Source organism: Kineosporia succinea, assembly GCF_030811555.1.
Classification (GTDB): Bacteria; Actinomycetota; Actinomycetes; order Actinomycetales; family Kineosporiaceae; genus Kineosporia; species Kineosporia succinea.
On the sequence record NZ_JAUSQZ010000001.1, the window covers coordinates 5,465,569 to 5,488,160 of the forward strand.

The 22,592-nt window shown below is 69.6% G+C and carries 22 protein-coding genes, 1 tRNA gene and 1 pseudogene; 9 read left to right on the top strand and 15 right to left on the bottom strand.

Annotated features, from left to right (window positions below):
• Positions 1-2: 2 nt before the first annotated feature.
• The 3 genes from J2S57_RS23725 to J2S57_RS23735 form a co-directional block, all read right to left on the bottom strand.
• Complete coding sequence (locus J2S57_RS23725; protein WP_370882701.1) at positions 3-869, bottom strand: carbohydrate ABC transporter permease; 867 nt, start codon at positions 867-869, stop codon at positions 3-5.
• 68 nt (positions 870-937) lie between these two features.
• Positions 938-2,206, bottom strand: a complete 1,269-nt coding sequence (locus J2S57_RS23730) for an ABC transporter substrate-binding protein (protein ID WP_307246737.1) — start codon at positions 2,204-2,206, stop codon at positions 938-940.
• 30 nt (positions 2,207-2,236) lie between these two features.
• Positions 2,237-3,742 carry an alpha-N-arabinofuranosidase gene (locus tag J2S57_RS23735; protein WP_307246739.1) on the bottom strand — a complete coding sequence of 502 codons (1,506 nt, stop codon included), beginning with the start codon at positions 3,740-3,742 and terminating at the stop codon, positions 2,237-2,239.
• A gap of 295 nt (positions 3,743-4,037) precedes the next feature.
• Between J2S57_RS23735 and J2S57_RS23740 the strand changes: the two genes are divergently transcribed.
• Complete coding sequence (locus J2S57_RS23740) at positions 4,038-5,174, top strand: LacI family DNA-binding transcriptional regulator (RefSeq protein ID WP_307246741.1); 1,137 nt, start codon at positions 4,038-4,040, stop codon at positions 5,172-5,174.
• Complete coding sequence (locus J2S57_RS23745; RefSeq protein WP_307246743.1) at positions 5,167-7,350, top strand: beta-galactosidase; 2,184 nt, start codon at positions 5,167-5,169, stop codon at positions 7,348-7,350. Before J2S57_RS23740 ends, J2S57_RS23745 begins: the two co-directional genes overlap by 8 nt.
• On the opposite strand, the gene J2S57_RS23750 is transcribed toward J2S57_RS23745, so the two are convergent.
• The 3 genes from J2S57_RS23750 to J2S57_RS23760 all read right to left on the bottom strand — a co-directional run bounded on the left by J2S57_RS23750 (position 7,322) and on the right by J2S57_RS23760 (position 10,027).
• On the bottom strand, positions 7,322-8,218 hold the full coding sequence (locus tag J2S57_RS23750) for a cutinase family protein (RefSeq protein ID WP_307246746.1): 897 nt from the start codon (positions 8,216-8,218) through the stop codon (positions 7,322-7,324). The genes J2S57_RS23745 and J2S57_RS23750 overlap by 29 nt on opposite strands.
• A gap of 139 nt (positions 8,219-8,357) precedes the next feature.
• Positions 8,358-9,392, bottom strand: a complete 1,035-nt coding sequence (locus J2S57_RS23755; protein WP_307246749.1) for a sensor histidine kinase — start codon at positions 9,390-9,392, stop codon at positions 8,358-8,360.
• Positions 9,389-10,027, bottom strand: a complete 639-nt coding sequence (locus J2S57_RS23760) for a response regulator (protein WP_307246750.1) — start codon at positions 10,025-10,027, stop codon at positions 9,389-9,391. Before J2S57_RS23760 ends, J2S57_RS23755 begins: the two co-directional genes overlap by 4 nt.
• Positions 10,028-10,208: 181 nt before the next feature.
• On the opposite strand from J2S57_RS23760, the gene J2S57_RS23765 reads away from it, so the two are divergent.
• On the top strand, positions 10,209-10,607 hold the full coding sequence (locus tag J2S57_RS23765; RefSeq protein WP_307246752.1) for a hypothetical protein: 399 nt from the start codon (positions 10,209-10,211) through the stop codon (positions 10,605-10,607).
• Between the two features lie 137 nt (positions 10,608-10,744).
• Positions 10,745-12,817: a HelD family protein gene (locus J2S57_RS23770; protein WP_307246754.1), complete on the top strand. Its 2,073-nt coding sequence runs from the start codon at positions 10,745-10,747 to the stop codon at positions 12,815-12,817.
• 83 nt (positions 12,818-12,900) lie between these two features.
• Here the strand turns inward: J2S57_RS23770 and J2S57_RS23775 are convergent, their stop codons facing one another.
• Positions 12,901-14,052 carry an iron-containing alcohol dehydrogenase gene (locus tag J2S57_RS23775; protein ID WP_307246757.1) on the bottom strand — a complete coding sequence of 384 codons (1,152 nt, stop codon included), beginning with the start codon at positions 14,050-14,052 and terminating at the stop codon, positions 12,901-12,903.
• A gap of 9 nt (positions 14,053-14,061) precedes the next feature.
• The gene (locus tag J2S57_RS23780) at positions 14,062-15,348 is read right to left on the bottom strand and encodes an MFS transporter (RefSeq protein ID WP_307246759.1); all 1,287 of its coding nucleotides are present in this window, start codon (positions 15,346-15,348) and stop codon (positions 14,062-14,064) included.
• Between the two features lie 130 nt (positions 15,349-15,478).
• Between J2S57_RS23780 and J2S57_RS23785 the strand changes: the two genes are divergently transcribed.
• Positions 15,479-15,563: transfer RNA gene (locus J2S57_RS23785), tRNA-Leu, on the top strand.
• Here J2S57_RS23785 and J2S57_RS23790 read toward each other — a convergent pair.
• Positions 15,545-15,829, bottom strand: a complete 285-nt coding sequence (locus tag J2S57_RS23790) for a hypothetical protein (protein ID WP_370882503.1) — start codon at positions 15,827-15,829, stop codon at positions 15,545-15,547. The two genes, J2S57_RS23785 and J2S57_RS23790, sit on opposite strands and share 19 nt — an antisense overlap.
• On the opposite strand from J2S57_RS23790, the gene J2S57_RS23795 reads away from it, so the two are divergent.
• On the top strand, positions 15,791-16,045 hold the full coding sequence (locus J2S57_RS23795; RefSeq protein WP_307246764.1) for a hypothetical protein: 255 nt from the start codon (positions 15,791-15,793) through the stop codon (positions 16,043-16,045). The two genes, J2S57_RS23790 and J2S57_RS23795, sit on opposite strands and share 39 nt — an antisense overlap.
• 35 nt (positions 16,046-16,080) lie before the next feature.
• Here J2S57_RS23795 and J2S57_RS35415 read toward each other — a convergent pair.
• Positions 16,081-16,233, bottom strand: a pseudogene (locus tag J2S57_RS35415) (recombinase zinc ribbon domain-containing protein); the annotation flags it as partial.
• On the opposite strand from J2S57_RS35415, the gene J2S57_RS23800 reads away from it, so the two are divergent.
• Positions 16,162-16,731: a hypothetical protein gene (locus J2S57_RS23800; RefSeq protein WP_307246766.1), complete on the top strand. Its 570-nt coding sequence runs from the start codon at positions 16,162-16,164 to the stop codon at positions 16,729-16,731. The pseudogene J2S57_RS35415 and the gene J2S57_RS23800 overlap by 72 nt on opposite strands.
• 413 nt (positions 16,732-17,144) lie before the next feature.
• On the opposite strand, the gene J2S57_RS23805 is transcribed toward J2S57_RS23800, so the two are convergent.
• Entirely contained in the window at positions 17,145-17,660 is a 516-nt protein-coding gene (locus J2S57_RS23805; RefSeq protein WP_307246768.1) for a hypothetical protein, read from the bottom strand.
• A gap of 96 nt (positions 17,661-17,756) precedes the next feature.
• Between J2S57_RS23805 and J2S57_RS23810 the strand changes: the two genes are divergently transcribed.
• The gene (locus tag J2S57_RS23810; RefSeq protein ID WP_307246769.1) at positions 17,757-18,323 is read left to right on the top strand and encodes a Uma2 family endonuclease; all 567 of its coding nucleotides are present in this window, start codon (positions 17,757-17,759) and stop codon (positions 18,321-18,323) included.
• Positions 18,324-18,658: 335 nt separating this feature from the next.
• On the opposite strand, the gene J2S57_RS23815 is transcribed toward J2S57_RS23810, so the two are convergent.
• The 3 genes from J2S57_RS23815 to J2S57_RS23825 all read right to left on the bottom strand — a co-directional run bounded on the left by J2S57_RS23815 (position 18,659) and on the right by J2S57_RS23825 (position 21,018).
• Positions 18,659-18,796, bottom strand: coding sequence for a hypothetical protein (locus J2S57_RS23815; RefSeq protein ID WP_307246772.1), 138 nt, complete (start codon positions 18,794-18,796; stop codon positions 18,659-18,661).
• Positions 18,797-19,119: 323 nt separating this feature from the next.
• The gene (locus J2S57_RS23820; protein ID WP_307246774.1) at positions 19,120-20,070 is read right to left on the bottom strand and encodes a hypothetical protein; all 951 of its coding nucleotides are present in this window, start codon (positions 20,068-20,070) and stop codon (positions 19,120-19,122) included.
• Positions 20,071-20,490: 420 nt separating this feature from the next.
• Positions 20,491-21,018, bottom strand: a complete 528-nt coding sequence (locus J2S57_RS23825) for a hypothetical protein (RefSeq protein WP_307246776.1) — start codon at positions 21,016-21,018, stop codon at positions 20,491-20,493.
• Between the two features lie 610 nt (positions 21,019-21,628).
• On the opposite strand from J2S57_RS23825, the gene J2S57_RS23830 reads away from it, so the two are divergent.
• Positions 21,629-21,961 (top strand): hypothetical protein, encoded by a 333-nt coding sequence (locus J2S57_RS23830; RefSeq protein ID WP_307246777.1) that lies wholly within the window; start codon positions 21,629-21,631, stop codon positions 21,959-21,961.
• A 59-nt stretch (positions 21,962-22,020) separates the two neighbouring features.
• Here J2S57_RS23830 and J2S57_RS23835 read toward each other — a convergent pair whose 3' ends face one another.
• Positions 22,021-22,173, bottom strand: a complete 153-nt coding sequence (locus J2S57_RS23835) for a hypothetical protein (RefSeq protein ID WP_307246779.1) — start codon at positions 22,171-22,173, stop codon at positions 22,021-22,023.
• Positions 22,174-22,592 lie beyond the last annotated feature (419 nt).

Genomic DNA, 22,592 nt, shown 5'->3' on the forward strand with positions numbered 1-22,592 from the left:
GCTCACTTCTCGTCACCCCCGTAGTGCACCCAGGCGTTCGACGTGCGGAACATGACGAACGTCAGCAGACCGACCACGACCAGCAGCACCCAGGCCAGGGCCGAGGCGTATCCCATCCGGAAGTCCTGGAAACCGCGCTGGTAGAGGTACAGCGTGTAGAAGAGGCTCGAACCGGCCGGGCCGCCGGTGCCGTTCGAGATGATGTAGGCCGACCCGAAGACCTGGAAGGCGTGCACGGCCTCGAGCAGCAGGTTGAAGAAGATCACCGGCGAGAGCATCGGCACGGTGATGCTGCGGAACGTGCGCCAGGGGCCCGCCCCGTCCACCGCGGCCGCCTCGTACAGGTCGGCCGGCACCTGCTTGAGCCCGGCCAGGAAGATCACCATCGGGGCGCCGAACTGCCAGGCGGTCAGCAGCACGAACATCGGCATGATGAGCGAGGGGTTGCCGATCCAGCCGCCCCAGTCGAGGCCGGCGCCGCTGCCGATCCGGTCGACGATGCCGTTGTCGATGAACATCGCCCGCCACACGATGGCGATCGAGACCGAGGCCCCGATCAGCGACGGCGCGTAGAAGACGGAGCGGTAGAAGCCCTGGCCCCGGCGGTTGTTGTTGAGCAGCATCGCGACGGCCAACGCCGCCGCGAGTTTCACCGGCGTGCCGACGAGCACGTAGGTGACGGTGACCTTGACCGCCTGCCGGAACTGCGGGTCGCTCAGGAGCAGCTGGTAGTTGCCGAGACCGATCCACTCCGGCGAGCCGAAGAGGTTGTAGCGGGTGAACGACAGGTAGAGCGAGGCCAGCATCGGGCCGGCGGTGAGGGCGAAGAAGCCGAACAGCCAGAGGCTCAGGAAGCCGTAGCCGGCCATCAGGTCGTGGCGTTTCCACCGGCGAGGCTGGGGAGTCCCGGTCACCGGTGGCGCCTTGTCGAGCACCGTCACAGCGTCGCCTGCTGCGCCTCGGCCCAGAACTGCTCCACGAACTCGTCGTTGCTGATCTTGCCGTAGGCCAGGTCCTCACCCAGGCGCAGCCAGGTCGCCTCAAGACTGCCGAAACCCCGGATCGGCAGGGGCGTCTCGGCCGTGACCTGGGCCGCCACGGCCTTCTCGTAGGCCGTGGTCAGCTCGTCGGCGCTGCCCTCCTCGGACTCCACGGCCTGGCGCTGGGCCTCGTTGCTGGGCACACCGCGCGAGTTGCCGAAGATCTTCCCGACCGCCGGATCGGTGACCAGGAAGTCGGTGAGCTTGGCCGCGGCCTCCTTGTGCTCGGAGTTGTTCGAGACCGACAGCAGCATGGCGGGCTTCCAGAACTGCGCGGTGCCGTTCGCCCCGGCCGGGATGGGCTGCAGCTCGACGTCTTTCAGGTCGACCAGGTAGCCCGCCACGAAGTTGTCCCAGTTGAGCTCGCTGGCCTGCTCGCCGACCAGGAACGGGCTCTTCGGCTTGAGCTGGGTGGTGCGGGAGGCCGAGGCGAAGGCCTTGGCGTTGTTCGGGGCGTCGCCCACGGCCAGCCACTGCCGGATGTGGTCCTGGGTGAACGCGATCTTGCCGTCGTCGGTGTACGGGTTCACGCCCTGCTGCACGAGCCACTGGATGAAGAGCCAGAGCACGCCGCGGTAGTCGCCGCTGCCGACGATCGGCTGCCCGTCCTTCGTCTTCACGCCCGCGGCCTGCACGTCGAGGATGAACTGGTTGTACTGCTCCCAGGTGTAGTTCTCGGGAAGCGGCTCCACACCGGCCTTCTCGAGCGCGTCCGGGTTCAGGTACAGGGCGAAGGTGTTGGTGCCGGCCGAGATCCCGAGCAGCTGGTCGTCGACCGTGCCCGCCCTGAGCTGGTTCTCGTCGAACCCGGCGGTGTCGACTTGCCCGTTCAGGTCGGCCAGGTGCCCGTTCTCGGCGTACTCGCGCAGGTAGGAGAGGTCCATCTGCATGACGTCGGGCAGGGCGCGCCCGGCCGCCTCGGTGGAGCGGGCCGTCCAGTAGTTCGGGAAGTCGGTGAACGAGGTCTTGACCTTGATGTCGGGGTTGGCCTCCTGGAACAGCTCGACCGCCTGCTGGTACTTCTCGGCCCTCTCGTCACCACCCCACCAGGTGAAGCTCAGTGTCACCGGGCTGTCCGAGCCGGCGTCGTTCCCGCCGCAGGCGGCGGTCCCGAGCAGCATGGCGGTGGTGGTGGCCAGCACGGTGATCCTTGTGGTCAGCTTCATCGTTGAAACCTCCTGGCAGGGGACGCACGGTCAGAGCTCGAGGGAGACGGTCACGTAGGAGTGGGCGGGAAGGTCGACGATCAGGCCCTTCTCGTGCCGGCTGACACCTTCGTGGGGTCGGGGGCGGACGGTGTTCGGCCGGGACGGGTCGTTGTGGTCGTGCAGGCTGCCGGATGTCAGGATGCGCGCGCCGTACCCGCTGACGTCCTGGCCCCGCAGGTCGAGCACCACCGGCCGGGCCTGACCGGCGTCCAGGTTGGACAGGCTGATCAGCGCGCTCTCCCCGGTGGTGGACGCCGAGGCGGACAGGAGCGGGACGTCCTCGAAGCGCCGGTCGTCGATCACGTGCGCCTCCAGCGAGGCCGCGTCGTGGTGGCCGGTGTTCATCTCGAACACGTGGTAGGTCGGTGTGAGCACGAGCGCGCCGGTGGCCGGGTCGGTCAGGATCATCGCCTGCAGCACGTTCACGGTCTGCGCGATGTTGGCCATGACGAGCCGGTCGGCGTGGCGGTGGAAGGCGTCGAAGTGCAGGCTCGCCACCAGGGCGTCGCGCATGGTGTTCTGCTGGTACAGGAAACCGGGGTTCGTGCCCTCCTCCACGTTCCACCAGGTGCCCCACTCGTCGAGCACCAGGCCGATGCGCTTGTGCGGGTCGCGGCGGTCCATCACCGTCGAGTGCCGGGTGAGCATCTCCTCGACCCGGTAGGCCTGGGCGATGGTGCGGTAGTACTCGTCGTCGCTGAAGCTGGTGGCGTCGCCCTTGTCCTGCCAGTCGCCGCTCATCGTGTAGTAGTGGAACGACAGGGCCTGGAACACCGGGTTGCTCGACTTCTCCACCTGGCCGAGCGCTTTCATCAGCGACTCGGTCCAGTGGTAGTCGTCGGCGTTGGCCCCGGCGGCGATCCGGTAGACCCGGTTGCCGCCGTGGTCGCGGACGTAGGTGGCGTACTGCCGGGCGAGATCGGCGAAGGCGTCGCCGCGCAGGTTGCCGCCGCAGCCCCAGGCCTCGTTGCCCAGGCCCCAGAAGGGCACCTTCCAGGGCTCGTCGCGGCCGTTCGCGCGGCGCAGGGTGGCCATCGGGGAGTCGTCGCCGCGGGTCAGGTACTCGATCCACTCGGACATCTCGCGCACGGTGCCCGAGCCGACGTTGCCGCTGACGTACGGGTCGGCGCCGAGCAGTTCGCACAGGGTCATGAATTCGTGGGTGCCGAACGCGTTGTCCTCGACCACGTCGCCCCAGTGCGAGTTGACCGTGCGGGGACGCTGTTCGCGCGGTCCGATCCCGTCGCGCCAGTGGTAGTCGTCGGCGAAACACCCGCCGGGCCAGCGCAGGTTGGGGATGCGCAGCGCCTTGAGGGCCTCGACCACGTCGGTGCGGATGCCGTTGGTGTGGGGCAGCGGCGAGTCCTCGCCCACCCAGAAGCCGCCGTAGACGCACCGGCCCAGGTGCTCGGCGAAGTGCCCGTAGAGGTGCCGGCTGATCGTCGGGCCGGGCAGGTCCAGATTGATGACGACGCGGGCGGGTGCCGTGCTCATGAGCGGTCGTGGCTCCTTCGTTAATCGATTAACAAGGCAGGCGCGGGCCGGGCTCGGGTGCGACGGGTGGGGTGGGGCGTCCGGGCCCGCGCGTCGGCGGGAACGGGTGGCCTGTCGCCGCCGATCGCGTCCTCGTGATCGTGTAAAACGATTAACCTCAGCGCGGGCAATGTCAAGAGAACGATGGTGGTCCCATGACCCTTCGGGCTGGGGCGCCCCCGGCGCCGGCGGGCGCGCCCGGGCGGTGCCCGAGGGGTTCAGTGGACCGTGCCGACCGATGTGACGAGGTGGAGACGTGGCCGGTGGTTCCGGGACGAGGCGGCAGGGCGAGGTGGGCGTGAAGCAGGAGGGGCAGGACGCGCAGCCGGTTGGGCGGGCCGGGCGACGGCGGTCGAAACCCGGCGCGGCGGTGACGATCTCCGAGGTGGCGCGGGCCGCCGGGGTCTCGACGGCCACGGTGTCGAATGCGCTGAACGGCCGGCCGGGCATGGCCGAGGAGACCCGGGCGCGCATCCTGGCGTTCGTCGACGAGCTCGGCTACCAGATCAACCCCACCGCGCGGAACCTGCGGGCGGGCCGCACCGGCGCGATCGGTCTGCTGGTGCCGGAGCTCGACCGTCCGTACTTCGGGCAGCTGGCCACCACGCTCGCCGACGGGGTGGAGGCCCGCGGCCGGCACCTGGTGCTGCAGCGTTCGGGCGGGAGCCGGGAGGGGGAGCTGGCCGCCGCGTCGTACGCCAACCTGCGCATGTACGACGGGGTGATCGTCACCGTGATCGGGCTCGGGCAGGCCGATCTGGAGCGCCTGAACTTCACCACACCGGTGGTACTCGTGGGTGAGCGCCCGGTGCCGAGCTCGTTCGACCACGTGACGATCGACAACGTCGGCGGGGCCCGGCGCGCCACCGAGCACCTCCTCGAGCGGGGGGCCCGGCGGATCGCGGTGCTCGGCGGCACGCTCGACGACACCAGTGCGCACATGACCTCGCTGCGCACCCGTGGCTGGCGGGAGGCCTACCGGGCCCGCGGGCTCGAGGCGCCCGAGGAACTGGTGCGGCAGCTGCCCGAGATCGACCCGGCCACGGGGTGTTCCGCGGTGAAGGAGCTGGCCGCCGAGCACGAGTTCGACGCGGTGATCGCGGTGACCGACTTCCTCGCGATGGGGGTGCTGCGCGGACTCGCCGACCTCGGACTGCTTGTGCCGGAGCAGGTTCAGGTGGTGGGATTCGACGACAACGACGAGGCGCCGTATCTGGTGCCCTCGCTGACGAGTGTCGGCCCGTCGAAGTCCGACATCGCCTCGACCATTCTCGACCTCCTGGAGAAGCGGATGAGAGAGCACGAGGAACGCGTTCCGGCGTCCCGTCGCGGCAGGCCCGTGGAAGCGACCATCGGGACGCACCTTTCGGTCCGGGGGTCGACGCGTGCCTGAGCTGGTGGTACCCGCGGTGACGGGGGCCGAGAAGGCGCTGCCGATGGGGGACGCGCGGGTCGCCGTCACCTCCCGGCACCTGACCCGTGACGGCGAACCGTGGATCCCGGTGTCGGGGGAGCTGCACTACTCCCGCGTGCCGCGCGACCGATGGCGCGAGCGCCTGCTGCTCATGCGGTCGGGCGGCGTCGACGTGGTGTCGGCCTACGTGATCTGGATCCATCACGAGCCGGAGCGCGGCCAGGCCCGGTTCGACGGTGATCTCGACGTGGCGGCGTTCGTGCGGCTGTGTTCGGAGCTGGGCCTGGAGGTGGTGCTGCGCCTCGGCCCCTGGGTGCACGGTGAGGTGCGCAACGGCGGGTTCCCCGACTGGGTGCAGGCCGAGCCGGTGCGGCACCGCACCGACGACCCGGCCTACCTCGACCTGGTCCGGCCCTGGTTCCAGCGGCTGGGTCAGGAGATCTCCGGCGCCGGGGGCCTTCTCGGTCTGCAGCTCGAGAACGAGCTCTACACCGAGCCCGGTCACCTGCTCACGCTGAAGCGGATGGCGCTCGACGCCGGGATGAGCGCACCGCTGTGGACGGCCACGGCCTGGGGCGGTGCCGACCTGCCGCCGCGCGAGGTGTTCCCGCTGTGGGCCGGGTACGGCGACGGGTTCTGGGTCGACGCCTCGGCCGGCTGGGAGCCGAACTTCCGCGCGCACTATTTCTTCTCGCACGAGTGGGACGACCCGGGAGTGGGTGCGGACGTCCGGGGCGGTGCCGCGCAGTCGGCCAGGACGCACGACTTCCCGCCCGCCACCTGCGAACTCGGCGGCGGTATGGCCACGACCTACCACCGTCGCGTCGTGCCCTCGGCACTCGACGTCGCGGCCGTGGGCAACGCCAAGATCGGCAGCGGCTCGGTCTGGCAGGGCTACTACATGTACGCGGGCGGCCTGAATCCATGGGCGTCCGGCCCGGTTCAGGAGTCGCACGCCACCGGCTACCCGAACGACCTGCCGTTCACCGACTACGACTTCCACGCCCCGATCGGTGCCGCCGGGATCCCGGCGGCCAGCCACGCGTCCCTGCGCCGCCAGCACGCCTTTCTCGCCGCGTTCGGGGCCGGCCTGGCCACCATGCCCTCGACGCTGCCCCCGCAACGGCCTCGGGATCTGGACGACACGACCACCCTGCGCTGGGCCGTCCGCAGCGACGGCCGCTCCGGGTTCGTGTTCGTGAACTGGCACCAGCCCCACGTGCCGCTACCGCCGTGCCGTGACGTGCGTCTTCACCTGAGCCTGCCCGAGGGGGAACTCGGGATCGGCCCGGTCGACATCCTGGCCGGCACCGTCGCGATCTGGCCCTTCGGCCTCGATCTCGGCGGGGTGACGGTGCACTCGGCCACCGCCTCGGTGCTCACCCGGCTGCCGGGCCCGGTGCTGGTTCTCGTGGCCGAGTTCGGTATCGATGTCGAACTACGCACCTCGGCGGGGGATTTCCGCTTCGGCTGGCGTACCGGCGGAACCGTCGACCTCGACGGCCCGGCCACCGTCGTGGTGCTGGCGGCCGGGGATGCCGACCGGGTGTGGGTCGTCGACGGTCGCGTGCTGCTGTGCGACCACCCGCTGTGGATGGACGGCGGAGTGGTCACGGTGGAGGCCGACCGCGAGCCGGATCTGAGGGTGCTCGAGGCGGGGACCTGGAAGGTGCTCGAGGCGCAGCCCGGGGCGGCGGCCGGCCGGGCCGCACCGGTTTCTGTGGTTCGGGAGCGTGAGGCCGGTGACGTGCCGCGCGGATACGGCAGTTTCGACGGCCGGGCCTCCAGGCCGGATGCCGGTCAGTTCGCCGGGAACGCGTTGGTCCACCGTCTGGGGGATGTCGGGGTGCCGGTCGCCGGAACGCGCCGCCTGCTCGAGATCGAGTGGGCCGGTGACGTCGCGCACCTGTGCGTCGACGGCTCCTTCGTGGCCGACCGGTTCTGGGACGGCACCCCGTGGATGATCGACCTCGACGCGATCCCGGGTGCCGAGTCCGGGCGCGTCAGCGTCGAGATCCTGCCCCTGCACCCGGAGGCCGAGGTCTGGCTCGACCGTGAGGCCTTCGCGCGGCGCCGGGCGGTGCCGGGCCCGCTCGGGAGGGTCGACGCGGCCACGCTGTCACGCGTCACCCGGTGGCGGAGCCCTGCCGCATGAGATCGAGGGCGAAAGACGCGCCGTCGTCGATCATCCCGTTGCTGAAGTACTCGAGGTGCGGGTCGAACTGCCCACCGCGCTGGCAGACGAAGTCGCGCGCCACGCAGTAGTCGCGCACCCGGCCGTCGTAGGCGTCGAGAGCCCCGGCGGAGCGCGGGGTCATGAACCCGTCGAGGGTCTGGTCGTAGCTGCCCGCGTTGTACGGCTCACCGCCCACGAACCGTGGGTCGCCGTAGAGCAGGACGGCCACGACGTTCCGCGAGGCCTGCTCGCTCAGGGCCGCCACCTCCCGCCCGGCGTTGCGTCGCGAAGGGGGCAGCAGGACGTCACCGGCCACGAGAGCCCCCTGCGAGAAGCCGGAGACGACCGACTTCTGCCCAGGACACGCCTGGGCCGCCGCGTTCAGCTCATCGACCATGAGACGCACTCCCTCGTCGGCGCTCTCACCGAAGTAGGAGTCGCCGGGGGTGATGCTGAGCCCGGTCGCGTCGGCGGGATAGGGCACGTCGACGTGCCGCGTGCGCCCCGGCTCCCCGGCGGCGATGCGGGTGGCGACGGCGCCCAGCAGCGAGTTGCCGTTGAGCGGTTCCCCGGTGCCGCGGGCGCTGATCACCAGGTAGCCGGTGCACGGGTAGGTCGTGGTGGGTCTTGCGGACGTGGTGGGTCTTGCGGACGTGGTGGGTCTTGCGGACGTGGTGGGTCTTGCGGACGTGGTGGTCGCCGACGGGGTGGTGGTCGCCGACGATGCGGGCGGGGTGGTGGTCGGTGCCGCCTCGACGCGGGCCGAGGCACCGCTGCCGCAGGCCGCCAGGAGCAGGACGGCCGGGACGACGCCCAGCCGTCGATGCGTCCGGTGCCGGTCGCTCATCCCCGCGTCTGCTCCTTCACCCGACGGCGTCCCACTGTGACCGTGGACCACCTTCCGCGGCCACCGGGTGGACGCTACCCGACCCCCGCCGGGAGGCGAGCCGACGGATCCGGCGACCGGAACGTCCACCATGGGGCCTCTACGAGTGCGGCCGGGCCGCCTCGGGAACCCGCAGCGTGACCATCGTGCCGCCGCCCTCGGGGGTGCTCCAGGTGAGGTGGGCGCCCAGCGACTCGGCCCGTTCGCGCATGCCGATGCGACCGAACGACGTGCTCGGGGCGTCGCCGGAGGCGGGGTCGGGCAGGCCCCGGCCGTCGTCCCGCACCGTGACCACGAGCTGGGAGCCGTCGTTCGTCGCGCGGACGGCGATGCGGTGACAGTGCGCGTGCTGCACCGCGTTGCTCAGGGCCTCCTGCACGATGCGGTAGATCGCGACCTGGGTGTCGGGCGGGAGGCCGGCCGGGAGGCGCTCGACGTCGCAGGCCACCGTCACCTCGCCCTCGGCCCGGTGCGCCAGGTCCTGCACCGCCGCCCGCAGGCCGAGCGTGTCCAGGGCCAGCGGGCGCATCTGCGTGATCAGGTGCCGCAGCACACCGATCTGCTCGTGAACCATGCCACGGGCGTCCTCGACACCGGCGGCGAGCCTGTCCGGGTCGTGGGTGCGCGACAGGCTCGCCAGCCACAGTTCCAGGGCCGCCAGGTCTTGCAGTGTCTGGTCGTGGAGCTCCTGGGCCCAGCGGCGGCGCTCGTCCTCCTGCCCCTGCAACCGGGCCCGCAACTGCTTCATGCGCCGTGCGTGGGCGGCGAGACGCGCTTCCCGCACCGCCAGCGCCGCCGTGATCAGCAGCAGCAGAGACGGCACCAGGAGCAGGAGCACCACCGGCTGGTCGCGGCCCGTCGCCCGCCACAGGCCGATCACCGCCAGCACCGCCCCCGCGCCGGCCCCGATCAGGAGGCCTGCGCGCAGCGTCAGGGCGTCGTCGCCGACACCGCGGGCCAGGGGCAGCGCGGCCAGGAACAGGGCCCCGGCGCCCACCCCGACCCACATCACGAGGTGGGGTTCGGCGTCGGTGAGTTCCATGCCGATGCTGGTCACGGCGAGCGCGACACCCACCAGGGCACAGGCCAGCAGGGGCCGGCCGCCGGGTGCCCGCACCGGGGAGAAGGGGTTCACCGCTGGTCCAGCAGACCGAACCTGCGGGCCGCGTCCACCAGTTCCGACCGGTGGTGCGCCCCCAGCCTCGCCCGCAACGCCGCCCGGTGCGCCTCGACCGTGCGCAGACTGATGAACAGCTCGTGCGCGATCTCCGCATTCGTGTGCCCGCGCGCCAGCAACCGCAGCACCTCCCGCTCCCGTTCGCTCAGCCCGTCCGCCGGTTCCGGCGTGTGCCGCATCAGCTGCGCCCCGAGCTGCGGCTGCAGGTACACGTCACCGGCCATCACGATCTCGATCGCCCGGATCAGCTCGGCCGCCGCCGCGTCTTTCAGCAGGTAGCCGTGCGCACCCCGGCCCAGCGCCTCGCGGGCGAAGCCGGGATCGTCGTGCATCGTCAGTACCAGGATGCGCGGCTCCCCGGGCAGGGCGAGCAGGGTGGGCACCGCGTCCAGCCCGTTCTGGCGGCCCAGCGCGATGTCGAGCACGACCAGGTCGGGGTGGGTGTCCAGCACCGTGCCGGCGACCTTGGCCAGATCCCCGCACTCACCCACCACCAGGCAGCGCGGATCGGCCTCGAGCAGGGCCCGCAGCCCGGTGCGCACCATGGAGTGGTCGTCGGCCAGGACGATGCGCCACGTGTTCTCGGACTCCATCCGGCCAGCGTATGACGAGGTGTGCGGCAAACCCGCAACACCGTGCGGTTCAACGACGAGGGCAGGATCACCGCAGCGGCGCATGATCGGAGTCGTCTCCGCACGTGAGTCCCAGGAGACGAGGCACCGACCGCACAACGGGGTACGGGTACGGGACTCCCCGGCACCGGAGGGAATCACCATGACGCACCGTCACCAGCCCGCAGCCACGACGCACACCGTCGAACTCGACCAGGTCCTCGTGATCGAGAGCCGCCTGGGCACGCACGCACCGGTCACCGCCGCCGCACTCGGCCTGGACGGCCTGCCCGCCATCCCGCCCTCGGCCTTCTCGATCCCTCTCTTCGAGACCCGCACCCCCTCGGCCGGGACGCTCGGGCCGCGCGCCGTGCTGCGTCACGTCAAGGCCCAGGGTTCGCCCGAGTACCCCTACGTTCTGGGGCAGTTCGAGGATCCGGTGAACGGCGGCGCCCGGGTGGTGGAGCTGCACTCGCAGGCCCTGCACCGGCTCTGCGTGGCGATGGGCCTGAGCCAGTGCTGGGGGACGGACGCGGTGCTCACCGGGAGCAGCATCCGCTGAGAGGACACGCTCTCACCCACGACGGCAACCCCTTGAGACTTCTCTCTCGACAGGCGTTTTCTGCTCGGCCCGCGGCTATTCTGTCTCCGCCGCGGGCCGATCGGAGTCTGCGGATCGTCTCGTTCGAGGATGACGCCGTGCCTGAGGTCGCCCACCAGACCGCCGTCGAGCAGACGTTCCTCGACCGGGCCGTGGCCCGCCGGGGCGAGATCCTCGTCGACCTGGACACCGAGATCGCCGCCGCCCCGGCCGATCGTGACGGCCAGGCGCGCGCCCAGGTGCTGCGGCGGCGTCGCACCGAGCTGCGCCGCGCGCGGGACGGCCTGGTGTTCGGGCGGCTGGACGCTCTCGACGGCACGGTGCGGCACATCGGGCGTGTCGGGTTGCGGCAGGCGGACGACGACGCCGAACCGCTCGTGCTCGACTGGCGGGCCGACGCCGCGCGCCCGTTCTACACGGCCACGCCGCTGAGCCCGCAGGGGCAGGCCCGGCGACGGCACATCCGCACGCAGGGTGCCACGGTGACGGACGTGTCGGACGAGCCCCTGGATGGCTCCTCGGACTCCGGTCTGGTGGGGGAGGGCGCTCTGCTCGCGGCTCTGGGGCAGCGGCGCACGGGACGCATGGGCACGGCGATCTCGACCCTGCAGCGTGAGCAGGACGACATCATCCGCGCCGACGCCTCGGGTGCGCTGATCGTGCAGGGCGGTCCGGGCACCGGCAAGACGGTCGTCGCGCTGCACCGCGTCGCGTACCTGCTCTTCACCTACCCGCAGCTGGCCGAGCAGGGCGTGCTGGTGCTCGGGCCCTCGGCGCGGTTCCTCGAGTACATCGAGCAGGTGCTGCCCGCGCTGGGCGAGACCGCCGTGGTCTCGGCGACCTGTGACACGCTGCTCCCGGGCGTCGTGGTCGAAAGGCCCGAGAGCCGTGAGGTTTCCGAGATCAAGGGACGCGTGGTCTGGCAGTCCCTGATCGAGGGCCTCGTCGCGTCACTGGTTCCGGAACCGCGCGAGCTGAGGCCACGCTGGGAGGGCGAGGAGTTCCCGGTCTCCGCGGCCAAGGTCGCGCAGATGCTCACGGCCGTGGCCGGGCGTCCGTATCACGAGGCCAGGCGCGTCTTCTCGGTGCAGTTCCGGCAGATCATGGTGGACGCGGTGGTCGAGCGGCGTGAGGCGATGCTCACCGAGGTGGAGGAGGGCTTCGAGGACATCCTGGCCACGTTCAGGCCCGGCTGGGACGACGGCGGGCCCAGCCCGGCGGTGAGTGGCGCCGAGGTGGACGGGCAGCTCTCGGACGGGGAGATCGCCGAGCTGCGCGACGAGATCTTCGCCAGCGCGACGGTTTCGGGGTTCCTGACGGCGTGGTGGCCGGATCTTTCCGCCCGTGACGTTCTGGGGCGGCTGCTGCGTGACCGGGCGCTGCTGTCGACGGTTCTGCCGGACGACGAGATCGCCCGGGTGACGGATCTGCCGGGATCGCTTGCGGCGTCCGACATACCGCTGCTGGACGCGGTGGCCGACCGCCTCGGTCCGGTCACCCCGGACGACCCGGAGGGGGAGTCGGTGGCCGACCGGGCGCGGCGCTCGCGGGAGTGGGTGTACGGGCACGTGGTGGTCGACGAGGCCCAGGAACTCTCGGAGATGCAGTGGCAGATGGTCTTACGGCGCTGCCCGGCCCGCTCGGTCACGGCGGTCGGGGACATCGACCAGGCCGAGGCCTCGCACCGGCACACCACCTGGGCCGGTGCGGTCGGGGCGGCGCTGGGCGAACGGTGGCGCCCGGCCGAGCTCTCGATCTGCTACCGCACGCCGAGCGAGGTGATGGAACTGACCGGGCCGGTGCTGGAGAAGGCGGGCAGCTCCAACCGCCCACCGAAAGCGGTTCGCTCGTCGGGGGTTCCGCCGTGGAGCCTCGCCACGTCTCCGGACGACGTGGCGGAGGTCGCGGCCCGTTCCGTCGCCCGGCTCACCGAGCGCTGGGCCGGCGGGACCGTGGGAGTCGTCGCCCCCGCGTCCCTCATGGGGGTGTTGCCGGCCGCCCTGCCCGGGATCCCGGTGATGACGGCGGCCGAGGCCAAGGGCCTGGAGTGGGACGCGACCCTGGTCGTGGACCCGGACGGCATCAGTGCGGAACCCCGCGGCTGGAACGGGCTCTACGTCGCGCTGACGCGGTGCACGCAGGAGCTCGGGCAGATCGTGGTGACCCGGTGAGGGGACGACGTGCGTCCACGTCGTCCCCCACCGGTCTCTTTCACGTGTCCTGACCACCGTCGACCGGCCCTCTTCGGGGAGGTTCAGCGGGAGGCGAGCACCGCGTCCCTCATCTCCGTCTCGGTGAGGGGCAGGGGGTTGGCCTGGGTGGAGGATGCGGCGAGGGCGCCCTGAACGAGCTCGTCGACGTGCCCGTCGGTCAGCCCGAGATCGGCGAGACGGGGGATCCGGAGGGTCCGGGTCAAGGTGGTGAGGGCCTGGATCGCCTCGGTGGCCGTGGCGGTGGGGTCGCCGGTGACGAGGGGGCCGAGGGCGTCGAGCCGCTGCTGGGCCTGCGGGTTCGGGTCGCGCCGGAGGGCCTTGAGGTCGGCCTCGAGCACAGCGGGCAGGAAGGCGGCGCAGAGGGCGCCGTGTGGGGCGCCGAGCATGCCGCCCGCGACGCCGGCCAGGCCGTGCACCGCGCCCAGACCGGAGTTGGCCAGGCAGATGCCGCCGAGCAGGCTCGCCAGGGCCAGGTTCTCGCGGGTCTCGGCCTGGGTGGTGTCGGCTCCGGGAAGGGCTTTGAGGGATGCGGCGAGGCCTTGTCGGGCGAGGGCGTCGGTGACGGGGTTCGCGCGGCAGGAGATGAGGGGCTCGACGAGCTGGACGAGGGCGTCGAGGGCGCCGTGGACGAGAGGGGTGCGCGGGAGGCCCTGGAGCAGGTCGGGGTCGACGATGGCGACGCGGGCGAGCAGGTGGGGGCTGCGGAGGCTGACCTTGACCCGGCCGGCGGTGAGGACGGCGTTCCTGGTGACCTCGGAGCCGGTGCCGGCGGTGGTGGGGACGGCGATCCAGGGCAGGACCGGGTTCTGGAGCGCGCGGCCCTTCCCGACGACCTCCAGGTGGTCGAGGGGGTCGCCGTTGTCGACGAGGGCGGCGGCGGCCTTGGCGGTGTCGAGCACGGATCCGCCGCCCACCCCGAGCACGACGCGAGCCCGGGCGCCCCGGGCGGTGCGGACCACGTCCGTGATCGCCTCGACCGTGGGCTCACCCACGGCACGGGCCGTGACCACGGTGACCCCGGCGTCCTCGAGCCCCTGGCGCAGGGGGCCGGCGTGCCGGTCGGACGAGCCCGTGACCAGCAGGACGGTGCCCCCACCGGCGATCCGTGCGGTCACGTCGACCGCTTCGGCCCGGCGGCCGGCGCCGAAGCGGATGTCGCTGGGCATCGTGAGGGCGAAAGAGTGCGGGGCCATGCTCACACGCTATCCAGCGGGCCGGGGGGAGATGGCGGTGGCCGGTTCGGTGGGTTCGGCGGGTTCGGCTGGTTCGGTGGGTTCGGCGGTGGGTTCGGGGCGACGGCCGAGGACCTGGGCGAGGAGGACGACGAGCGCCCCGGCGACGGGGACCACGAGCAGCCCGGCGCGCAGTCCGTGGGCGTCGGCGACCAGGCCGACCACCGGAGGGGACAGCAGGAAGCCCAGGCGCATGAGCCAGGAGACGAGGGTGAGACCGGTGCCGTGGCGCAGGCCGGGCAGGATGTCGGCCTCGTGCATCGCGGCGGGGACCAGGGTGGCGACGCCGAGCCCGGCCGCGGCGAAGCCCGCGATGGTGCCGGGGACCGACGGAAAGGCCAGTGCCAGTGCCATTCCGGTGGCGGCGACGGCGCCTCCGGCGCGGGCCACGGTGCGCCGGCCGAAGCGGTCGACCAGGCGGTCGCCGATCAGTCGGCCCGCGAACTGGGCACCGACCAGGGCGATGTAACCGGTGGCGGCGAGCGCGGCCGGGGCCTCGAGGGTGCCGGACAGGTAGAGCGTGGCCCACGAGTTGCCGGCGTCCTCCACGACCGTGCCGGCGACGGCGATGAGGACGAGTGCCGTCAGGGGGAGCAGGAGTGCGACGGGTACGCGGTGCCTGGTCTCTCGGCCGGGATCTTCGGGGGGCGCGGGGTTTTCGGTGGTCCGGGTCTCGTCGTCGTGGCCGGGGAGGCAGTGGCGGAGAGCGGCCAGGGAGACGAGGGAGAAGAGGGCGGCGGAGGCGCTCAGGTGGACGCCGATGGGGATGCCGAGGGCGATGGCGGCGGCGGCCATGGTGCCGCCCAGGACGGCGCCGATCGACCAGACGGCGTGGAAGGAGTTGAGGATGGAGCGGCCGTAGCGGCGTTGGACGCGTAGGCCGTGGGCGTTCTGGGCGACGTCGGTGACGGCGTCCGTGGCCCCGGCGACGAAGAGGGCGGCGACGAAGAGGACGAGGCTGGGGGAGACGCCCGCGGCGAGGGTGCCGAGGCTGGTCAGGATGGTGCCGGCGGTGGCGACGCGTCCGGATCCGAAGCGGCGGATGAGGGACGCGGCGGCCAGTCCGGTGGCGATGGCGCCGGCGGGGAACGCGATGACGGCGAGGCCGTAGGTGGCGTTGGGCAGGTCGAGCGCGGTCTTGATCTCGGGGTAGCGGGGTAGAAGGTTCGCCAGGAGTGCGCCGTTGGTGAGGAAGAGGGCGGCGACGGCCGTGCGGGCTCGGCGGTCCTCGGGGGCGGGGTGGGCGACGACGCTCATGGGTGTCAGGGTAGGCGCCGTATGTACGATCGTACATACGGCCGTCGCTGAGGTGGGTGTGTTCAGGCGGCCGTTTGGATTGCGGTAAGCTTCTCGTCGTTCGAAGGGCACATGACCCGGGGAACGACCTGTCCGGGTGGCGGAATGGCAGACGCGCTAGCTTGAGGTGCTAGTGCCCTTTATCGGGCGTGGGGGTTCAAGTCCCCCCTCGGACACTTTCATAGGTACACGGGTCAGGGTCGAGAACGGCCTTGACCAACCTTTCGCTCGGGTCGCAGCGAAGTCGCAGGCCGAGCTGCATGTAGAGGTCGGCGCGGTCGCGTGGATCGGCTCGTTGCAGGCGCTGTGCGAAGCTGCCCATTTGATCCAGCAGGCTGGCGATGTCTGATCTGGTCAGCTTCCCTGACGGCACCAGTTGCTCGAGCATCAGCTTCAGGCGTGCTTGTTCAGCCACGATCTCAGCGGTCCAGGTGGCGATCATGGCCGGGTCGGCGCCGGCTTCCAGGGCTGCTCGGTACTGCTTGAGCTTGTTGCTGCAGACGCCGAGCTTCTTGTTCGCGGTTTCGCGTTGCGCGGCCAGATGCGGATCCTCGCCGGCCTCGTGCAGAAGATCGATGGTGCGTTCGCGTCGGGCCGGGGTGAACAGGTCCTCGAGCCAGTCGTCGAGGCGCTCGTGATCTTGTCCTCGCGGACGTAGACGGCGCGCGGGTGTCCTGACCGGGCCAGGCCGATGTCGGCGGCCTTGAGCTTGCAGCGGTAGTGGGCTCGTTCGTGGTTCCAGGAGCCTTCCATCCTGCGGTCACACTGTTCGCAGTGGATCAGCCCGCGGAGGAGATATGGTCCCTGAATTGCCACGATAGAGGAATGATTAATGTGAGTAGGCATATCGTGACGGATAGAAGCTGGCAAGATCTTGTGTCACTGGCTGGGTTTAACAGGGAGGGGGTAGAATCTGGGGAGATCCTTGCCGATGAAGGGGATGTGCTGCACGCCCTGCTCTACTCCCAGCTCTTCTGGCCATCTTTCATCGAAGAGTCGAGTGCTATTTTTCTCGGCGTGAACGGAAATACGCACGCCCGAGTCACCGAAAGAATGTCCGATGACGGCAGAATGAAGTCGTGGTCTGAGTTTGTGGACTCATTCAATGTGATCGAGATAGAGCATCTCTTCAGAAATGCTCCGTTTTATGGCAAAGATTTTTATGCTGCCTGCCGGAGTCTGGGGCAGATTCTCATAGAAATTTGGGGAGCTCGCCTCAGGGAAAAATTCCCAGATCGCCGATTTTTGTTGCGACTCGTGGATTCGGACCGAAGTATGGATCTGCGTATTGAAGTCACGCAAGCATGGCCGGATTTGATCCCGCCCGATGGGTGGCAGGTGTAGCGGGAAATGCTGGGCAATAGTTGGGGGCTGCGGCGTACTGCGGAGAGTGGCGTTGTGTCAGGTGGCGTAATCGTGTGAAGGATCGGGGCGCGCCTGGTGTTCAGAAGCGCGGAGCCCAGGTAAGAGAGAATCTTTGACTGCGTCTGTCCGAAAAGTCGCGCGCATTGATTGAGCGGTGGTGTTCGACAAGAGCGATCGTCTTGTCGATGACCTGCCAGTCACGGTCCTCGCCAGGCCGGCCGGGCGGGGTGACCTGGTGAGTGAGCTACTCAGGGTCGCCGGGATGATTAGTGCCGCTGAGGCAGGTCTTCTGAATGCTCACTGAGAACCTGGTCTGGATGACCGGGGAGCCGCGACGTCCAGATGTTTAGAGTTCGTGAACATTAGCTGACTTCTCGCCTGTTAGCTTACGGCTACACCGGGTTGGGTGTCAGCGGCGGGAGGGTGAAGGTGACCCGCGTCAAGTAGTTGGCAGATTCGGGGTGGCAGATCTTGATCTCGTGGTCGATGAACAGTGCGAGCATGGCCGGGAGCTGCCCGGCGCAGAACGCGCGCTCGGACTCCCCAACCACGATGGCCTCGAACGGCCGGTCGGCCCAGGCCAGGGGTCGTGAGCATCCGATGTCGAAGGACTCGTGCTCGACCGGCCCGGCGTCGGCGATGAGGTCGCGGGCGCTTTCGTACTGCCAGCCTCGGGCGGATTCGGGGTCTTGGTACTCGGTGGTGGAGCCCCGGCCGCAGAACGCGAACCGCAGATCTCCCTGCCTGCTTACTTGCCGTGTAGGGACGCGACGTGTGGTTCCACTGGCTGGCGGGCCGTCGAGGTGAGGTGGCTCGGAGAGTTCGGGGTGAGCGAGGCAGGCGAAGAGCGTGAGTTGTTCGGTGGTGTCCAGCTCCGCACGATGAGGCTCGGCTGGGTCCGTGAGCACGGTGTTTGCCTCGATGCGGTGCGCGTGAGGGCGTTCGGCGGGTGATGGTGGCGGTATCTTGCTGGTGGTAGCTGATCTGTCTCTGGAGGTGTCCGTATGAGCGCGGAGATGGTCGCGCCGGCCTGGATGCATGAGCAGGTAACGGCTGAGCAGTACGCGACGTGGACGCCCGAGCAGTGTGCAGGCATTGAGATCGTGGACGGGATGGTCCTGGTGAGCCCGAGCGCGTCCAAGCGTCACAATCGTCTGGCCCGGCTGCTGGCCAACGCGCTGGACGCGGCCGCGGGTGAGGACTGGAACGCGGACACCGACTTCGATGTGCGTCTGCAGGATCTGCCGTTGAACAACCGCCGTCCGGACGTGACGGTGTACCGGGCTGAGACGATCGATGTCAGTCCGACCAGGCCTGAGCATGTGCTGCTGGTGGTCGAGGTGGTCTCGCCCGGGTCGGAGACGACGGACCGGATCGTCAAGGCTGACCAGTACGCGAAGGCGGGGATCCAGTTCTACTGGCGCGTCGAGCAGGCCCCGACCGGGGCACCAGTGGTCTACACGTACGTGCTTGATGCGTCGGTCGGCCGGTACCGGGACGGCGAAGTTTTCACCGGGATCGTCAAGGTGTCCGCGCCGTTCACGGTCGAAGTGGATCTCGATCAGATGTGAACTCCCGGGCGTGGCAAACGCCGGATTCGCCTGCAGCAGAGCGGGTCTGGGAGCCTTGATGTCCTTGTCGCGACCCGGTGGCTGGACGAGCCTTCGAACGGTCTGCGCCGGCTAGGCATTCGTGGTTCTGGAGGGGAGAAGCGCACGGCGGCGGGGCCGGTAAAGTCCAACCTGGCGGCAGTGCTCCACGAACCCGGGGCGCCTCCGCGACTCTGGTGTTGGAGATCCCGATCGTTCCCCTGGTCGCGCCGCTCAGCCCGGCGGTTTCCTGAACTGATTCACCAGCTCGGCCACGCGCGCTCGGGCCATCACCGAGTACTCCGCATCTGGCGCTGTCAGGCCATCAGGTCCTCCCGGTCCAGGCGTTCCCGGCGCACCCGGTCCGGATCGTCCAGCTCCTCGACCCGCTCGACCCAGTGCCGGACCGCCGCATCGACCAGTCGCAGACACTTCCGGCGACATTCCGACAGCATGTCGCGGTCTAGACCGAGGACGTCGATCGTGGCCCGGCCGCGCGCACTCGGGGCCCCGTTCCTCAGGACGGGCCGCACCACGTGCTCGACGAACTCCAGGTGGCACCGGGGTTTCCGAGCTGTAGCCCCGAGTGATCCTCCGCGGCCGCGGCCGCGGCCTCGGCTCCCGACCCGGCGGCTGGGAAACCCAGGTCAGAGCGGCGGACAGTCCCGGGGAGTGAGCCAACGCTGACCTGAAAGAGCTGGCGGCTTCTGCGCAAGATCCGTTCCAGTCCGGCTCACGCGACGCGACACCCTGGCCCTACTCGCGGGGCCCCGAGCGGCTAGCCCACGAACGTCGAGGCACCCGCCAGGGTGATCTGCCGGCATTCGTCTCCCGGCTGCCGGATCCAGGCGCTCTCCCGGACGCCCACCAGGACGCCCTCCCGGGCCCAGCACTGGCCGTCGCGCATGCGCACCGCGACCCAGTCGCCGGACACCGTGATGTCGGCGCAGCCGGGCCCGGCCACCACGTAAGGGATCGCGTTCAGTGGGCCCTGCTTGGCAGCGCAGTAGCCGCTGGCGTTGCTGGTGGCGATCACGTTCCCGGACAACGAAATTCCGGTGCAGTCGTCCTGACGCACGAAGTCGGCGTGCAGCGATCCCTCTTTGACCCAGCAGCTGCCGCCTTCCGTACGGACCCCGATCCGATTGCCGTCCAGCGTCAGGCCGGTGCAGCCGGGCCCGGACTCCCGCACGAAGGCGGCGTCGAGCCCACCCTCCTTGACCCAGCAGTTGCCGTCCGAAGTACGCACCCCGATGCGGTCACCGCTCAGCGTGATTCCCGTGCAGTTGGGGCCGCTCTGACGCGTCTGCCTGGCTTGGGATTTCTCCCAGACCAGACAGTCCCCGTACCTGTCTCGAATCGCTGTGCGGGTCGTGGTGAGCGCCATGCCCAGGCAGTCGCCGCTGCGGTACCACGCCTCCCCCTCCACCGGCTGCGATGTCTCGCCGGGGTAACGCGGCGTGGTGTAGTACGTGTCCTTCGTGATGCACTTTCCGGTCGACGTCACCACACCGATCCGTCCCGGGGCCAGGGTCAGGTCGACACAGTCCCGGGCCTGCTGGACGTCCGGGGTGGCCTGGAGCAAACCGGGTTTCGTGGCGCACTGGCCATTGGAAGTGCGGATCCCGAGCCGGTCGCCGCTGGCGGCCTGAGCCGGGGTGACCGGGAGCGAGGTGCCCACGGCGAGAACGACGATGAGGCACAGCCTCCAGAACACGGACGTTGGCATGGTTCTTCATCCCCCCACATGGATGGGGCCGACCGTACCGGTCCCGGGCACCACCGCTACCACCGGGCGTTTGGCCGAGCGCGGTTGTCCAGGCTTCTCTTACAGCGGGTTTCGCCGCCTGGGGCAGGTGAATCCTGGACGGAGTTGCCGCCAGCGACGCGCTGGTCGCTCTCGGGTAGCGGCCGGATTCGTTGCACTCCCTCTGACCGGGGTGCAAGGTTCGAACAACGTCCCAGCAGGTCCAGGTTGGTGGCTCGAAAAGTGTGCCCTTCCCCATGTCGATCCGTTGCCTCGCCTCGCCATCTTCGGCATGAGGCTGCACCCCGGTAGTCCTGCCGCCTCAGGATCCAGGTCGTTCATCGCGTGATAGCGGGGTCTCACCGATCACCTCGCCGACTGCATTCCGTCTTGTTGATCGATTCACCCCAGAACGAACTCTCGTGACAGCACCGAACGTGTACCTGAGCCCCAACTCGCTCCTCGGACACTTTCATAGCTACACGGGTCAGGGCTTATCAAGGCCCTGACCTCGCGCTTTGTCGGCTCGTAGCGCAGCTGTAGGCCCAGGTGCAAGTACAGGTCTGCGCGGTCGTGAGGATCTGCTCGGCGCAGGCACTCGGCCAGGGAAGACATCTGGTAAAGAAGCGCATGAAGATCTTTTCGGCTGGGCCTTGCGGTGGGCACGAGGCGCTCCAGAGCGACCGTCAGACGCGCACGCTCCCCTATGACCTGGGCCGTCCACGCGGCCACCAGATCGGGATCTGTGCCTGACTCAAGCGCCTCTCGATAGCGAGCGAGCTTCGTTTCGCACACCTTCAGCTTCTCGCTCAGGGCTGCCCGCTGAGTGGCCAGGGCTGAGTGGGGATCGGCCTCGTGCAGCAGGGTGATGGTGTGCTCGCGGCGAGTGGGAGCGAAAAGATCTTCGAGCCAGCTGTCGATCCGGTCCACGACCTTGTCCTCACGCACGTAGGCGGCACGCGGATGGCCCGAGCGCCCGAGCGCCCGAGCGCCGTATCGGCCGGCTTCAGGCGGCATCGGTAATGAGCGCGGCCGTGGTTCCAGGATCCCTCCATGTGCCGGTCGCACCGCGTGCAGGTGAGGACACCCCGTAGAAGGTAGGGGTGCTGACTGCGGCGGGGAGCGCGCTGCCGTCGACCGGAGGCGGAGCGATATCTCGGTCTCGCCTTACCGAGAATCAGCTGGTCGACCGGTTCGGGGTCGCCCCCAAGACCGTAACGCGCTGGCTCAGGGGACGCACGCCACAGGCGCGCTTTCGCGCCGAGCTGGCGGAGCTGCTGGGGGTGGCTGAGACGGAGCTTTGGCCGGCTCCAAGGTCGGCGGCTACAGAGGCTGAGATGTATGCCTCGTACAGCGACCGCAGCTCAGTGCCGCATCAGGTGTGGCGCAAGGTGTTCGGTCAGGCCACTGGGGAGATCGGCGTGCTGGTCTACAGCGGGCTTTCCTGGCAGAAGATCGCGAACTCACAGGGATCTTGTCTCGAAAGGCTGCCGAAGGCGTGCGGGTTCGCTTGCTGCTGGGGGACCCGGACGGAGCTCAGGTGGCGCGACGGGGTGTCGAAGAGGGGATCGGGCTCGCGCTGCCGGCCAAGGTGCGCAATGCACTGATGTTGTACTGGCCGCTGCAGGACGTGGAGGGAATCGACATCCGTCTTCACGACACCACGCTGTACGGATCCATCTTCCTTGGCGGGGACGAGATGCTCGTGAACCAGCACGTCTACGGTGTCGCAGCGGCTTTCGCGCCGGTGATGCATCTGCAGTGGCACACGGGCGGCCGCCTGTTCGAAACCTCCGAGCAGAACTTCGAGAGGGTCTGGGCCACCGGCCGGGCTCTCCAAAGCGAGAGGGATCTTCTGCTCGGCGCGGGCTGAACGCGCGCTCGGGCTGCGCCTCTTGAGGCGCAGCCCGAGACCTGACCGAGTAGTAGACGCTAAGCCGAAGGAAGGCTCCGCAGTGGGTAATCCGGCTCCTTGGTGATCATCCGGGGCCTGGTGGTCTGGCTTAGCACGTCATCCACCTTGCCCGCGGCCTGCAGCAGGAACTCGCTGAGTTGGAGGGCCTGCACGGCGTCGAGTTCCCACATGCCGCCCACCGTGATTCGCGGGGACTGGTGAGTGTGGCGATGGGGTCGGCCAAGAGGTCGAAGTCGATGCGCTGGGCGACCCGCACCACGATGGCGTCGCTGCCGACCTTGACCGTTCCGACTAGCATTTCGTGGTCGATCGCCTCCTCGTCCACCACAGAACTCTTGCCCCAGAAGTCACCGCGGCTGTGCTCCATCTCGCGCATCTTCACCCTCCAACAGTCGGGACTGCCTGCGATCTGCGATGCGTCCAGCGAACGAGAGCCTGAACGGGCTCGCAGTTCAAGGATTTCGTTAGAGGCGGGCCCTTGCTACCGCGATCTAGGGACGGCTTGGGGACGTCCGGAATGGCGGTCGTGAGTGGGACTGGAATGCTCGGCTCGGCAGTGAGGTCGGGCACGGGGAAGTGCCGAGCCCAT